The 15,387-nt window shown below is 37.6% G+C and carries 12 protein-coding genes; 2 read left to right on the forward strand and 10 right to left on the reverse strand.

What is annotated here, in order from left to right; all coding sequences use genetic code 11:
* Positions 1-253: 253 nt before the first annotated feature.
* The 4 genes from ACFVS2_RS21290 to ACFVS2_RS21305 all read right to left on the reverse strand — a co-directional run bounded on the left by ACFVS2_RS21290 (position 254) and on the right by ACFVS2_RS21305 (position 6,627).
* Positions 254-2,680, reverse strand: coding sequence for a hypothetical protein (locus ACFVS2_RS21290; RefSeq protein ID WP_390237370.1), 2,427 nt, complete (start codon positions 2,678-2,680; stop codon positions 254-256).
* A 99-nt stretch (positions 2,681-2,779) separates the two neighbouring features.
* Positions 2,780-4,420 (reverse strand): AAA family ATPase, encoded by a 1,641-nt coding sequence (locus ACFVS2_RS21295; RefSeq protein WP_390237373.1) that lies wholly within the window; start codon positions 4,418-4,420, stop codon positions 2,780-2,782.
* Between the two features lie 122 nt (positions 4,421-4,542).
* Positions 4,543-5,985 carry a CHC2 zinc finger domain-containing protein gene (locus ACFVS2_RS21300; protein ID WP_390237376.1) on the reverse strand — a complete coding sequence of 481 codons (1,443 nt, stop codon included), beginning with the start codon at positions 5,983-5,985 and terminating at the stop codon, positions 4,543-4,545.
* Positions 5,986-6,093: 108 nt separating this feature from the next.
* Entirely contained in the window at positions 6,094-6,627 is a 534-nt protein-coding gene (locus ACFVS2_RS21305) for a single stranded DNA-binding domain-containing protein (RefSeq protein WP_390237378.1), read from the reverse strand.
* A 253-nt stretch (positions 6,628-6,880) separates the two neighbouring features.
* Between ACFVS2_RS21305 and ACFVS2_RS21310 the strand changes: the two genes are divergently transcribed.
* Together ACFVS2_RS21310 and ACFVS2_RS21315 are read left to right on the forward strand one after the other, a co-directional pair.
* Positions 6,881-7,897: an ATP-grasp domain-containing protein gene (locus tag ACFVS2_RS21310; RefSeq protein WP_390237381.1), complete on the forward strand. Its 1,017-nt coding sequence runs from the start codon at positions 6,881-6,883 to the stop codon at positions 7,895-7,897.
* Positions 7,898-8,003: 106 nt separating this feature from the next.
* Entirely contained in the window at positions 8,004-8,684 is a 681-nt protein-coding gene (locus ACFVS2_RS21315; protein ID WP_390237383.1) for a hypothetical protein, read from the forward strand.
* Positions 8,685-8,758: 74 nt separating this feature from the next.
* Here the strand turns inward: ACFVS2_RS21315 and ACFVS2_RS21320 are convergent, their stop codons facing one another.
* The 6 genes from ACFVS2_RS21320 to ACFVS2_RS21345 all read right to left on the reverse strand — a co-directional run bounded on the left by ACFVS2_RS21320 (position 8,759) and on the right by ACFVS2_RS21345 (position 15,307).
* On the reverse strand, positions 8,759-9,568 hold the full coding sequence (locus tag ACFVS2_RS21320) for a hypothetical protein (protein ID WP_390237386.1): 810 nt from the start codon (positions 9,566-9,568) through the stop codon (positions 8,759-8,761).
* A 76-nt stretch (positions 9,569-9,644) separates the two neighbouring features.
* Positions 9,645-9,974 (reverse strand): hypothetical protein, encoded by a 330-nt coding sequence (locus tag ACFVS2_RS21325; protein ID WP_390237389.1) that lies wholly within the window; start codon positions 9,972-9,974, stop codon positions 9,645-9,647.
* Positions 9,975-10,090: 116 nt separating this feature from the next.
* Positions 10,091-11,509: a hypothetical protein gene (locus ACFVS2_RS21330; RefSeq protein WP_390237392.1), complete on the reverse strand. Its 1,419-nt coding sequence runs from the start codon at positions 11,507-11,509 to the stop codon at positions 10,091-10,093.
* Positions 11,509-12,117, reverse strand: coding sequence for a crossover junction endodeoxyribonuclease RuvC (locus ACFVS2_RS21335; protein WP_390237395.1), 609 nt, complete (start codon positions 12,115-12,117; stop codon positions 11,509-11,511). The genes ACFVS2_RS21330 and ACFVS2_RS21335 overlap by 1 nt, the downstream gene beginning before the upstream one ends.
* The gene (locus ACFVS2_RS21340; RefSeq protein ID WP_390237397.1) at positions 12,092-12,931 is read right to left on the reverse strand and encodes a hypothetical protein; all 840 of its coding nucleotides are present in this window, start codon (positions 12,929-12,931) and stop codon (positions 12,092-12,094) included. Before ACFVS2_RS21340 ends, ACFVS2_RS21335 begins: the two co-directional genes overlap by 26 nt.
* Positions 12,932-13,063: 132 nt before the next feature.
* The gene (locus tag ACFVS2_RS21345) at positions 13,064-15,307 is read right to left on the reverse strand and encodes a DNA gyrase/topoisomerase IV subunit A (RefSeq protein ID WP_390237398.1); all 2,244 of its coding nucleotides are present in this window, start codon (positions 15,305-15,307) and stop codon (positions 13,064-13,066) included.
* Positions 15,308-15,387 lie beyond the last annotated feature (80 nt).

Raw genomic sequence — 15,387 nt, forward strand, 5'->3', positions numbered from 1 at the left:
TACATTCTCCTATTGTCAAAAACGATTTTTTCAATCTCCAGTTTTCTAAAAATCCGTATATTATAGTGAATCCTTGATTAATTTATCGAAGCATGTTTTTCAAATAAAAAAAGAGTAGTTATTAACCACCCCTCAGAAATTTCTCCTTTTTATGGAACTCTATCTTTCTTTGTGAATTTTCACATCGATACTACACGCCAATTCCATTCCCTATATAAAATGCCACTACCCATTGATAGGTAGTGGCACTTGTTTATCGAGCAATAACCTTCTTCAACATGCGAATCAACTGATTTGTGATCTCTCTTGGTTCGCAAGAAATAATATTTTTCTCGTACATATTCTTGTATTTCTGAATGTTTGCATCTCGATACGATTCCGTTCCAAACAAGAGAGATACAACAAAAATACCCTTTGCCCTTGCTTCCTTAACAGCTTCTTTGACATCCAGCATTCCTGCCGCAAAACCGCCGTTATAGTCTGATGGAAGTCCATCTGAGAAGATAATCAGGATTCTATCCTTTTCAGGTCGCTTCATCAATTCTCTTGTAGCAACTCGAATGGAATATCCATCTTTGTTACCTCCATCGGCTGCTCGATGATTCAAGAAGTTGTAAGTATAGTTATGAGCCTTTTCATTTTCGTTGAAGTCTTTTACAACATAGTGCGTAACCCATTTTCGTTTGTCTACTGAGAACTGTGCCGCTTTAAACGGAATGATTCCCTTTAATCCCTCTTCTGCTACTCCCACTGCAAACCCAGAATGCATTTGCTTATTATCGCTACCCATCGATCCTGATCCGTCCCACAATAAATAGGCAACAAAATCAGAAGTAGAAGGTACTCCACGTTTCAAGAACACATTAAAATCCTTCGCTCCGACCTTATATAAATTATTAGAGTCGATCACGCCGCGTTTTTGTCCGCGAAGTGTTAGCGCTTCTTTGTTACGGAAGATGGCTTCGACTTCTTTTCGAAATTTCTTTCCCTCACGCTTGATGTTCTCATGTAATTCGTATCGAAGTGGAAAACCCCTAACTTCGTGGAACTTCTTCTCTGAATCATGCTTGTATTGACTTTCAAGCTCTTTCAGATCCTTTTCATCAAGCTTACTGGATTCCTCTGATTTATCCTTTTTCTTTTGATTTGGATCTTTTGATTCTTTGGATATTTTATCTTTCACTTCATCTTCGATGTTCTTAAAAAGATCATCCATTGCCTTCGTTACCATTTCCTCGTCATTCATCTCTGATTCTTCTTCATCTGGGGAATCGTCGCTTTCTCCATTTTGACCTGACGCATTTTCTTCGTCACTATTTGATTCTCCATCTTTCTCAGAATCGTTTGAGTTATCGTCTGAACGGGAATCAGCATCCTCATCATCGCTTTTTCCAGCAGAAGAACCGTCTTCATTCGTATTGCTTTCATAAGCACCTTCCTTTTCAGACTCGCTTCCTTCTTCTGAGCTGCCATCTTTCGATAAGTCACTTCCGTCTTCCTTATCCAATTTCTCTTTAGAATCCTCGTTGCTTTTGGTTGACCCAGAAGAACTGGGGTTCTCCTCTTTTTCTTTTCCTTCCTCGTCCTTCTTATCATTTTCTTCATCGAACTTGAATTCAAGTGGATCGGTATCCTTCTTTTCTTTACCTTTTTTCTTTTCTTTTCCCTTTTCCTTTTTATCATTTTTCATGGTTTCTGGCTTAAAGTGTGTAGAAATCGTTTGCCCCGTGTTAAAGTCTTTTTCTGAGCTGGTTGTAAACTCTGGTTGATTTGGCAGATTGCGAAGGAACTCTTCGTCATACTTCGTTCGTTCTTCCAATAGCTTTGCCAAATAAGGCTCGACTTCAGCAATCATGTCTTTGCAAAGGTTAAGACACAATCGGCATGAAACAGCATTGATTCCTTTAATAATCATGGGCTTGAGTTTCTTGAGATTTTTCTCTAACTCAGTGCCTTTGTAAACTTTGTTAAAGCCTCGTGGATTCAATCCCGTTACGGAATAGGTCACAATGCTGTGAAGAAAATCTTCCAACTCTGAGTTCCCCTTCACTTCTTGTGCTTTCCATATGCTACCGTTCAAAAATTTGAGATACTCAACATAACCAGGCATTTTATTGCCTAAAATTTTCTCAATACGACCATCCTCCACACCATTCCCGAACGCAACTGAAATTTTACTCATATAATCTCGGAGAATCTCTTCATTTATATGTGGATACTTTTTGACCCATTTATCAGCAATATCCTTTTGATATTCAAGGTAGGCTTCAAAGTCAGAAGAATTGACATGCTGTGCTTCATGACCTGTAAGTGCTTGCAGAATGGTAAAAATCTCTTCGAGGGAACTCTTGATGAATATTTCAGGCAACCCCACCGTAATGCTTTTACCATCTGTATATGACCCACCACCGATGTTGAGAATCAGCTTCACATCAGATCGATCAGGAATTAAAAAGCTAACCATCGTTTTCAGTTGATTGTAAATTCGCTCTCGATTAAAGAACTTCTTTACTCGGTCAATATCCCTATCGTCAAAACGATTTCTTGCTGGCTTTTTTGCTACTGATGCAAAAGCATGAAAACGATTCTCTCCCCACAGTAATACCTCACGATCTGCATTTTCACAAAATAAAGGATCAACTTCTTTTAATACTGTATAAACATGTTCATTGGAATTCATATAATCGCTCCTTGTTTCTATATAAATCAACCAGTTTAAAAATAGGCAAGAGAAGGTACTTAGCTGTTAGCACTTCTCCTGCCTGTTCACTACCAACCATTATCGAATCGAAGCATTAATCAATGCTGTGATTTTCTTGCGATCATCTACATCTGTACAACGATTAACAACGTTGGTTATCAAAGCTCTTTTCAATGGAAGTCCTTGATCCACTCCAATGCAAGCATCAACAAATCCTCGAATGGAAATGGCTTTATCACTCACTTCTCCATCGATGACTACCTTCTTTAGTCCCATGTAAAACTTCTCGCATTCGTTAATGACAGTAAGACCTACTTGTGGCACTTTCGCCATTAACACTTCTTTCAAAGATTCCATTTTCGGAAATACGATTGGAACAAAGCGGTCTGCCGTTGCTTCATTCAATTCGAAAGTACCTTGATAATCTCTGTTCATAGAAGCAATCACGATAAAATTTTCATGCGCTTGGATATATCCGTAACCAGGAATCAACATTCTTCGTCTATCATCCAACAGTGAATTGAAAACGATTAACGTATGAGCAAGTCCAGCATTGATCTCATCCAAGTTCAGAATTCCACCTTCAAGTGCCGCCTGAACAGTGGCTTCCAAATCGAATCCCATTTTTGTTTTTCCTTCTTCATCTGATTCGATAGTTTTTCCACCAAGTAACGCATTGTTATCATGCTGTGAGTTAACTGGAAATTCATACAAGGGACGCTTGTACAACCATGCCAATGTTTCAATAAGCACGTTTTTTCCGACTCCACGATCACCTTCAAATAACAGATTCCGATCTCCATTCATGTATGAGATACAATCTAAAACAATGCCCTGACCACCGTCCCGATATAAAACCTTTGGAGGTTTCATGTCTGGAATGTAGGCCGCAACGCCCTCTCGATATTTCGTATAGGATTCAAAAACACGAAGCATCTGCTTCTCCGTTACTCCAGCTTTATCCATATAAGAAATTCTCTCGTCAATTTCTTGTTGCGTTGCAATCCCATCATCGATGATCCTTTTGCACTCCGACTGTAGGGTGCGTACAGATTGATTTTTTGAGAATTCTTCTTTATTTACATTGAATTCGCCAATCACATTTGTTGTAATACTTTGGGTGATTTTCGCAATTTGTCCGTCGACAAAAACGGCTACGATTTCCTCATAATCCGTTAAACCACTTTGATTTCTCTTTTCAATATGACCAGCAGGTTCGCCATCATACAAGGCGACAATTTTATCGTCTTTCATTGTCAGAGTGACATAAGGAACGATTCCTTTTTTCAAATCCTCTGTGATGTTTAACTTTTTTGGATATTGAGTGTTTGCACCAACCAATTTAAACTTAATCACCTGAGCCATCGGATCTTCCTCCTCGATCATTTCCTCTTGATCTAATTCCACAATAAATGCTTTTGATTTTTTTTCGTTCACAAAAGTAACTTCAGTGGTATTCAAAACCACTCCAAAAATAGATTCATTAAATAAAGGATGTACATTCGTTGCAGACAAAGTTCCTCGAACAACAGTAGTCGATTTGTTGGCAACATATCCTACTGACTCCCCATCTTCACCAAGAAAGGCACGAATCGCATAAGGATCTGGATTGCCGAAATCTTTCTCCAGGTATAACTCATCCCCAATTTCAACTTCACGCATTCCAGGATTAAGACCAGATATGCCTACAACAGTAACTAAAATCTTCTCCTTTTCCATATAAGAAGTCTCTCCTTAACTAAAGCAATTTCTACGAGAAAATCCTGCTTTTATTCAAAAACTTCTATATCTTACTTGGATTCGCATAAAAAAATAACGAAGGGGAAACATGTATCCCTTCGCTATTTTCCAATTCCCAATTGATGTTTTTTCCCCAACTGATTCGCTTTCAATGGTTTAATATTCGTTTTTACATATGTTTCGAAGTATTTCTTTACAATCTCTTCTGGTACATCACACAATTTATCATACTCATCTTCGTTTTCGAGAAGAGTGTTGAGCATGTTTTCATACAAGACATCCCAAACCTCTTTGTCATATCGCTTAATTTCTCTTCGGTTGCCACTTAATAACACATCGTCGATACCTCTGCCAAATTGTTCATCCCAGTTTAAGTAATAGACGTAATAACTGTTGGCTTCGAGATGATCTGTCATCGTTTTGAGTTGCCCTGCGACTTGATATTTATAATTCATATCCGAATCAAAGGCGGCAAGCAAACAGTGAATGCGATAGGCTTCACCCTTAAAACGTTTCTTCAAAAGAGGCGATTTCGGGATTTCTTCCAACTCTTTGAGAATTCCTCTCCAAGTCGTTACCCCTTGTACAGAAATTGCAATGGAACCTGTTGTCTTTGCAATATGTTCAGCCTTAAAACGCCCTTCTGTAACAAATACCGTTGTGTTCTTAACTTCATCTGGATAGACAACATCAACAGGAGAACCTGATGATGTGCCACCTTCATACTTTTCATCATCTATTGCAAAAGAAGATGAAAACCAAACATATCGCGTACTTTTGTCTCCTTTGTCATCATGACGAATCTGAATACCCACAACTTGACCTTTTGCATTTTTAATACCGATTCCAAAACCCTTATGCTTTGAAAAGGTGTAAAGCATGGTGCCTGGGGTCTTTTTGGAAGGTTCTTTGTAGAAGCCTGGAATGGTGGAAAGAACTTCTTCACTACCAAAAGAGTCTCTTACTTTCCCGCAAAATTTACTCAACACTTTACGAGTTGGAAAAGTGAAATAGAGTCCATTTGCAATTTCTTCTTCACTAAGACCTCTGGTTTCCATTAAATGCGTTTTGTGAGCATCTGATAGATCACAGGATTTAATGAACAAACGGAACACGCGATTTAGTGTTTCATCGTCAGCAATATGAGATTTAAGTTTTTCTTTGTCCAGCTCCTCATATCGTCTTTGTATTTTTTCAATATCTGCTTTTCGATAGCGTCGATTTGCATAATACTCATCAAATTCCCACGACGAAATAATTTTAAAATCGAGTGCGATACGAAATGCCGCCTCTAAGTAGTTAATGCCATCAAACAAACTAATGAATTTAACTGTATCTCCAACTGCACCGCAGGAAAAGCATTTCCACAACTTCTTACGGTCATTCGCATCAAAGCTACCAATCGTGCGATCATGATGGAACGGGCAAAGTCCTTTGTGGTATCCCCCTTTGCGAACTAACGTCATTCGTGTTCCTAAAACTGACGAAACAGGGAGATTTCTTACTTGTTCGATTACCTGATCAATAAACTGCTTCTTATCCAAAAGTGGATCCCCCTTTGAAACAACTCTTACCATAAAAGTTCATGTACCTATATAAAAGAGAAAGAGCAAGGAATACAATTCCCTGCTCCAATCTGGTCAAACCCCGAATTAGAACGGGATATCATCGTCACTAATATTGATTGGACGACCAACAGTAAAAGGATCTGAATCCCCTCCACTCTCACCAGATTGATCAGCTCCAGATTGACCACTATCTGGTTGACCAGTATTAGAAGCTCCAGAAGCTTCGCCATCTCTTGGCTTATACTTTTTCACTTCGAATCGCTCAATAACGAGCATTTCATACTCATTACCGTTGTACGTCTGTTTTTCAACACGAGCCACAACCTCAATTGGTTGCCATTTGTAACCAAGTTGATGCAAGTTATCAGCATTCTTCGCCCACGCTTCTACATTGAAAAACTTGAGTTTTGTTCGTCCATGTTCATCTTTTCCAAGAGATGGGTCAGGAAACGCAAGAGCAAACGGATGATCTTTGTTTCCTCGTAAAACTTTCGCTCCGTTTTGACCAACTTCTTGAACTTCAGGAGGATTGTTAGACAGAAGCCCTGTTCCAAAAAGCACTCGAACCTCTTTCTTTTCACCCTTAATTTCTCTTACAACATTTTCGATTGTGTACATATAAGTACAGCCTCCCTTAAATAAAAATTTTAAGTAAAATGCCTAATTTTTCGAAACCTGTTTTATGATAGTCGAAATTTAGTAGACCTATTACTCAAAACTATGCTATGCAAATTAAATTGTTTATAGTCAATATTATATGTACCATTGCCTTTGCTGTCAATCTACATACATAGTAAACAAGAGTAGTATCATTGACTATATTCAATGTAAAATGTAGAATGTAAGGTAGAAATCTTTAGGGGGCAATGAAATGGCTCAACATCGCATCTATTTCAATCGCTGCTTTACAACAACGTCAAAACTTATCGAACAAATGAAAAACAATCCAAACAAAGATACATTCAACATCATTATTTCACACTCACAACCAAACCATTACTTACAAAGACACACTGAACACTATGAAATCGAACCAACATGTTCCGAAGATGAATACCTTCATTACATCATGCATAATTGCATGAAGCATGATATTGAAATGTTTATCCCACGTCATCGGGCAACTCGGTTAGCAGAAGATGCGAAGGGACTTCACAAAATAGGTGTTAAGCCCATGTTTGTTGCAACACCAGAAATTTATCAGTTACTCGACAACAAGGTTAAAACTTATGAAGACTTAGCTTTAACTGGAATTGTTGCGATTCCTGATGCCCACGTTGTTCGCACAATCGATGATTTTAAGCATGCTTATGAAAGCATTTTGTCAAAGGGCTCGAAAGCTTGTCTGAAACCCATCAGTGGAATTGGTGGCGAGGGATTTAAGCGGATTCTTGAGATGAATGAAACAGAAGAAGCCTTCCTCTCTTCTTCAACAGCCTTATCCAAAACAAGATTGGAACGAGTGCTCCAAACGGAAGGTTCCGTTTCTCCATTCATGATGAGTGAATTCATGGAGGACGAGGAATATAGCATAGATTGTTTAGCAAAAGATGGAGAATTACTTGTAGCAATTCCTCGCCGAAAAGTAGATCATTACCGTCAAAATATAGAATACCGAGAAGAACTGATCGAGATTGCGGAGAAAATTACAAAGAGGTATAAACTTAGTTTTCTCTTCAATATCCAAACCAAATACCATAAGGGTTTACCCTACCTGGTCGAAATTAATACGCGCTTCTCTGGCGGCATGTATAAATCAGGAGCAACAGGTGCGAATATGCTCTATTGGGCAATTCAATTACTCAAAGGAGAAGACCCTCAGATTCCAAATTTGTATTGGAATGTACAGGCATACGATTCACTTGAATTCAATATGACACCGATTTAAAAAATTCTTAGGGCAGGATATTAACCTGTCCTTTTCTTCACTACAATACATGGTTATCAAAAGTTGGAGTATCGTGCGATAATACACTTGAAAAGGAGTATGTTGAATGGAAAACAAAGAGAACATTACGATTATAATTAAAAAACAAGGACGAGAATTGATACACAAAAAAGCATCTTCGTGTATTTTTGTTGGATTATATCAAGGAGACGAAAGAACAATTTTCCAAACAGGAATGTACGGGTTTATGACTGCAAGTAGTGTTCATAGCGGAATTGCTTCCATTGTGAATAATATTGTGTTTGAAGCAAATTATCCCAAAGAAACAGTACAAGATAAACTGATTTTCGCAAATACTCTTTTTGCTGCTATTGAGAATCATGCAATCCTTACATTTCAAGATTCTGCATACACAGGTGATCTGACAACAAAACACGGTAGTTTCGAACTTACGATCATGGACAAAGAAGGAATTTCACTTCAATCAAATTTTGACAGTTTTTTCTTGGCGATGATGGATGACGTAGAAGAAGAATTAAGCGTTGAGGTAGTTTGGATGTCCTCAAATCTTACTGAAAATGAAGTTGTTCGATCCATTTCACTCATGATTAAAAGCTTCGTTCATCAAATTATGAAGTTAAAAAATACTGACAAACTCCATGAGCAACTAAAACTCGTCCAGGAAGTAATGTCTGACGTTAAGTGGAAATTTTTAGAAGTATTCTATGATCGAATCGAAAATCCGAAAGAAAATGACAATCAAAACAAAAAAGAGAACCTGGGATAACCAGGTTCTCTACTTTTACTCTTATTATTCCACGTCTTAAAATTACTTCAATCACTCTTACAATCTATTTCACATTAATTACGACTAAGTTCAGCAATATCTTTCATAATCTCATATAATTCTACATGTAAATCATCAATTTTTTCTTTATTTTCTATTGAAGTAACTAAGAATATCAGTACTATATCACTAATTGCTTTATCCAACTCTTCCACATTCATATTTTCTGGAGATAGACTGTAATCATATGTGGCTATGAAAGAGTGCATAAATACTTCAAAGTAGGCATTCCACATGTTAGAAAATTTACGCATGATGCTGCGATCCTTCATCAACATACCATCAAAATATTCCTTTTGCAGATCTCTCTGAATGAGATGCTTCTTAATCACTTTAATCAGGGCGTCTTTCTTTCCTAAAATGAACTGAACCGATTCATCTGTGTTCGCAATCTCGCTTTTTACAGCTTGAAACTCCAATGGTCTAATTACCAATACATCAGGAAGTTCACGTAGCATAACATACTGAATAATGTTAGCGTAACGAAGTAAATAGTCCTGTGGAATGAATTGAATCCGACTGATCACATGCTGAATGGTTTGTTGCGCAAATTCAACCTCATGATATTTAGCAATTTCTCTCATCGTTATCAAACTGTAAAGCCACCATCTTTTTTCATTCGATAGTTTGTCAATATCAATCGATTCATTTTCTACCTCTGTTTGAAGATAGGATATCATACGATCCTTTTTGTCAATAAACATAGGCAACGTCCAAGACAACTCATACGCATATACAAAATAAGGCAAAATATCCGTTTGCTCAATATGATTAGGAGCTTGGCCTAATACATATTCGACCTCTTGATGATTATTCGTTGTCATATATCTCATCCCCTCTTTCTTCTTTTTGCTTGTTATTGTTGTAGACTGTCTTTTATTATCATTCAGATTTTCGTGCTCAAATTTGATCCATTATTTGTTTTAGCACACTCACACTTTCCTCACGTTGCTTCTTTTCAAATTCACTCAAATCATGGTTTATATCATAGAAGGGAACATCCTTTCTGCTCTTTTGTAATGTATATCCATGTGCCGCCATATACCAAAGAAAGATATCTATCGTATATACTTGGGCAGAAACCCAATTGATTTGCTTTGTCTCTTCATCATCTCGGTTTTCAACCATCCTATTTAACCTTTTGAGAAGAGTCTTTTGGTCATGAAAATCTTTCATGAAATTAGGCAAATAATTGCCTGAATCTAAATACTCTCTCAGCTTTGTTTCCAAATCAATCACCCCTTCCTGTTCAAACTATATTTTTTAACGTTTAAACCAATTGAAATTTCCTATAAGTCTATGAAAGAAGCTCCCGCAAAACTTGTGCGAGAGCCTCCCTACTGCTTTTATGGTAGGATCGTAAAATGTTCACCTTTAACTTCAATCGATTGTCCGGGCTTTGCGTCATTGATCGCGTATACATTCAGCTTTCCATCTTGAAGCATGTACAGATAGGATTCATATCCTAATGAGTCACGTACAAATGGCATTGACCACTCTGATTTCTCCATTGTAAGCGTCTTTAGATTAATAGGAGTAATCCTATTCTCTTTCATTACTTTCCCGGTAAGATCTTTTTCTTTTGTCACTCGTCCTACATACAATTCATCTGTCTCACCTTTTGACAGAATGGCAGATTCATCCGTTTTCAATTCCAGCAGGTCATCTACATTCAAGTCAGATGGATTTACTTTCATGAGCAAGGAGTTTGTTGTTTGCTTTCCATATCCATTGAGAATGTACAATTTATCCTCTAAACTGATGAGATTCAGACTCTCATCGCCCAATAGAACACTTGTTCTTTCACCATTCGATAAGCTGAGTTTTCCAAGGCGCTTGCCAAATGTATAAAACAAGGAATCCCCCTGTACTGATAGATGGGTAGGATCACCCTCAAGCTCTACCATTTCTACCTTTTTAGCGTCTTTGATATCGACGATTTGAAGTTTATTTGTCCCCTTCTCCGTAAATAATAATCGATCTTTCGTAACGAGCATGTCATCGGCTAATACGAATTGAGCATTCTGCAAAATCTCTTTCACTTCTATTTTCCCTTGTGCTTCTGTAATTGTGTATACCTCTTTATCAAAATCGCTATACGCATACAACGCTTTTCCCTCGATGTCATTAAAGTAAAGATATTTGGGATTGCTGTTGATCACCTTTACCGTTTTCTTAACAACAACATTGGATTTTTCTTCGACTACTGGATTATTAGGTTCTACTTGCTTCTTTTCTACCAATTGATTTGGATCCTTTTCTTTCAAAAAGGTGATTTTCTCTCCAGGATATATAGGGTGAAGGCTACTACGATTATTTACTTCCATCACGAGTTTCAACATCGTTGACGTGTTTCTGTTCGGTGTTAAAGAAGATTGAATCCGCCAAGCATTTTGCCCTTTCTTGATAGAAATCGGTACCTTAATGAAATCTTTGTATGTCTCTATGCTGGGTGATGGATTTGGTTTAGGTGCAGGAAGAGTTGTGGGTTTGGGAATTGAAACCTCAACTACTTCTTCTGTCTTTTTACTCAAGGTTTTAAGATCGAAGTCGCCCATAAATTTACCATCTTTCAAATCATATAAAGAAACAACACCATTGGTCGTATAAGACAACGCATGCGCCGCAATTTTAGGTTTCTCAAGTTGAGTCTTTGGATCAAGGTTATTATCTGATTGATTCATGAAATAAAAACCTACCGACAGCAAAGCGACAACCGCAACCCCTACTCCCGCAATCGTGGCTGTTTTCTTCTTATTGCTCACTATTCTTTCACTCCTTTCATCTTTCTCTTTTTGGATTTTTTAGCTGGCATCTGTCCTTGCATGTCCCGATAAAATTTAACAGCCGTAATACCAATTGCAGTTGCATCTGCTTCGTGTTCTTTTAAATTTTCTCGTTGTAAGAGATGTCTAACAGCGGCAATCACAGCATCCTTGTCAGCTCTTCCGCTTCCAGCAACATACTTCTTCACTGTTCCTGGGACAAATTCTTGGAGTTGAACCTGCTTGCGACCAGCAATCAGATTGATGATACCTGTTGCCATATTTGTCATAACAATAGACGCTGACTTATTTCGACCTTTTTTTCCGTCCGAAGATGCTTTTTGTCTGGGATTAAAGAACAGTTTTTCACACCCAATAATGTCTGGTTTGTATGTCTCAACAAGATCCATTAACAGACTATATAGAAGAGTCATTCGTTGTGGCAACGGACTCTCACTGCTTGTCTTGATAATCCCTGATTTCAAAACAATAAGTTCACCGTGTTCAGTTAGCTTCACAACTGAGAATCCACAATCGGCAATTCCTTGGTCAATTCCTATTCCTATAATAGATTTTCGTGTCTCATTCATCACAACGATCACAGCCATTGCAATATTCCACAGCTATTGACCGATCTTGCGGAAGCATTATTCTTAATCGCTCAATATTTTCAATGAGTCCCGCATTTACGTTTCTATGGACAATTAGTTTCTTAACAGGAAGAATCATCAGGATGGACGGTAATAGCATAATGTCCTTCTGCCAAGGCTCAGTTACACCATGAATTTCAATCTCAAACAATCCATTCAGTAGCATTGTTAGGTGTTCAAAATCAACTGCAATGCCATTGTTCGTTTGAAAGAGGAGTCTGTCATCTTTCCCCCTCATGTGCACGATTTCATATTTTGAGACATCAACATTATTCACAGAAAGAGCTTCGCGAGCTTTTGCATAAATTTCTTGTATGCCATTTGTTGACTCATCTTCTTTTGTTCGATCTACTTCCTCAACTGACAAAATGTTTTTGACATACTGCTGAATTTCTGCCTTAAAACCCCTCATGTTAAACAAACTGAAACTATCCAAGTTGAATGTTTTTGAGTTACGGAGATAATCCGATACGAGAATCAGTGTTAAATCGCTCCAATACGGCGTTGAGTGATAATAGCGAAGCGCATCATTCAAAAAACGAGTTTTTGACACTTTATCTAATGGAAGTAAATCAAGTGATTCTTTTACTGTTTTCACAAATAAAAGATAGGAGATATATACGGCTATAACAGATTCAAAACCAGATGATAGATCCTCTTCTACATCTACCACCATTTCTACCTCACTAACTTTTTTTGGTTCATATCCATTCTTTTTAAGAAAATCAAAGAAATCTGAAAAAGAAGATTTACTTTTTATTGTAAACGTCACGCTTGTCCCTCCCTAAAGTAACCGTATTTTGATTCTATATGTTTTATTGCATATAGTCAACGATTATGAATTTGGTGCCTATGGCGAAAAGTCATCACAAAAAGACTGCCCCGACGGAGCAGCCTTTTTTGGTTATCTTTGTAATATAGAAAGCTGTGTGCCTTTCTGACCTCGTTTCTTTAATGGAATTTTTTTAAGTTGAATTTCTTTATCATTAAAAGAGCGAACACACTTTTCTGCGTTTTTGATAACAATAACATCAACAATTTCATCTTCACCAACCAATTCTATTCCGCTTACACCTTTTCCATTTTTCTTTTGAAGCGGCACATTTTTCACGTCATACTTGATGGCATACTCGTGTTTCGTGAGTAGGACAACTAAATCATTTTCGAGGTCATCAACCGTTTGAACTGCCATTAACTCATCAGATTCATTCAATCTTATTGCAGAAATCAAATTGCGATTGGTTTGATACTCTATTCCATCCACAATCTTTATTAATCCTGCCCTGGTTACAAACAACAAGTTCTTATTGAAAATATCTTTTTCATTTCCAACCCATACAAGCGATTCGTTTTTTTCCATCTTCTTAATCGTATCCAATGGCACCCCTTTGTCTTTGACCTTTCCTTTGGGGATATCCAAGGCTTTTACTTGACCAAAGTTTCCCTTGTTTGTAAAGAAGAAAATCTTTTCTGTATTCAAGACGGGAAATACGAAAGAAAACTCCTTAACTGTCTCTTCCCCAATTCGTTTAAAACTTGCGAAATCGATTGTTTTAATGTATCCAAAACGATCAATTAAGACATGCAACTCTTCTTCTTTTACTTCTTCGATATATATTGCCGCTTCTATTTCTTCGATTGAGGTCTTTCTTAATGTTCCATGCGTTTTCTTGATTTCATTCAAATAACTTGTAATCTCCGAAACAAGCATCGCCTCTTTTTTCAGAATTCCTTCCGATTTCTCGATCTTTGCTCTAACTTCTTTCATCTCCTTGTTAACCTTGTGAACTTCTAATTGTATTAATCTTTGAAGTTCCATCGAGAGAATCGATTCGGTTTGGAGTTCCGTAAAATCAAGCTTTTTCGCTTCTTTCTCGGATCGTTTTGTTTTGAAATGAATTCCGTCTGTTATCCCCTTTGTTAGACAGGATTTTACTGTATTTATGTCAGGACTTCCTCGCAATACCTCAATGATCGTATCAATTACATCTATAGCTTTCAGTTGTCCTTCTAATACTTCCCAACGATCTCTTGCTTTCTTCAACAAATGCGTATGCTTCCGAAGTGTAATCTCTCGTTGAAATTCAACAAAGTGATGTATCATGTCCCTTAAACTGAGGGTTACTGGCTCATTATTTACTAAGGCTAAAAAATTACATGAAAAAGTATCTTCTAATGGAGTTTTCTTGAAAAGCTTATTCTTGAGATTTTGGATATCCACGCCACGCTTTAATTCCAACACAATTCGAATACCATTCTTATCTGATTCATCACGGACATCAGAAAGTTCTTCCAACTTACGATCTTTCATCAAATCAATGATTTTCTGAATCAACCTGGATTTACTTCCTGCATATGTGATAGGAATTTCCGTTATAACCAAGTTCGTTCGCCCATGACCAGCAACTTCCTCTACCATTTTTGCGCGAACTCGGATACTTCCACTTCCCTTTTCATATATATTTAGTAACTCCTGTTTATTTGTGATAATTCCGCCCGTAGGAAAATCAGGTCCCTTCATATATTTCATTAATTTTTTCACACTTACAGATGGATCCTTTATATACTCAACGATGGCGTTTATTACTTCATTCACGTTATGTGACGGTATACTCGTTGCCATTCCAACGGCAATACCGCTTGCACCATTTACCAAAAGGTTGGGAAACTTCGTAGGCAGAACGACAGGTTCTTTATGATATCCATCAAAATTGTCTACCATCTCAACTACATCGAAATTTAAATTCTCCAGGATCTCTAAGGCTGTCGTTGAAAGTTTTGATTCCGTGTAGCGCATCGCAGCCGCAGGATCCCCATCGATTGATCCAAAGTTTCCCTGCCCATTAATTAATGGCAACAACATTCGAAAGTCCTGTGTCATTCCCACCATTGTTTCATAAATAGCAGAGTCGCCATGTGGATGATACTTCGACATGACCTCACCGACTACTTTTGCACTTTTACGATGAGCCTTGTCTGGATGTAGTCCAATTTCGTCCATTGTAAACAATATTCGCCGATGAACTGGCTTTAACCCATCTCTTGCATCAGGCAATGCTCGTCTCTTGATCACACTTGTTGCGTAATCACGATAGGAATTCTTCATTTCACTTGCATATTCAATATCAATTATTCGTTCGGCTGACATTTATACATACTCCTCTCTTTTTCTTTGTTGTATGAAAAGGACGAAGCAAGGCTTAGTCTCCCCTGCTTCGTCCTTTTTTC

This window comes from Brevibacillus sp. NPDC058079 (assembly GCF_042885155.1).
Taxonomy (GTDB): domain Bacteria; phylum Bacillota; class Bacilli; order Brevibacillales; family Brevibacillaceae; genus Brevibacillus.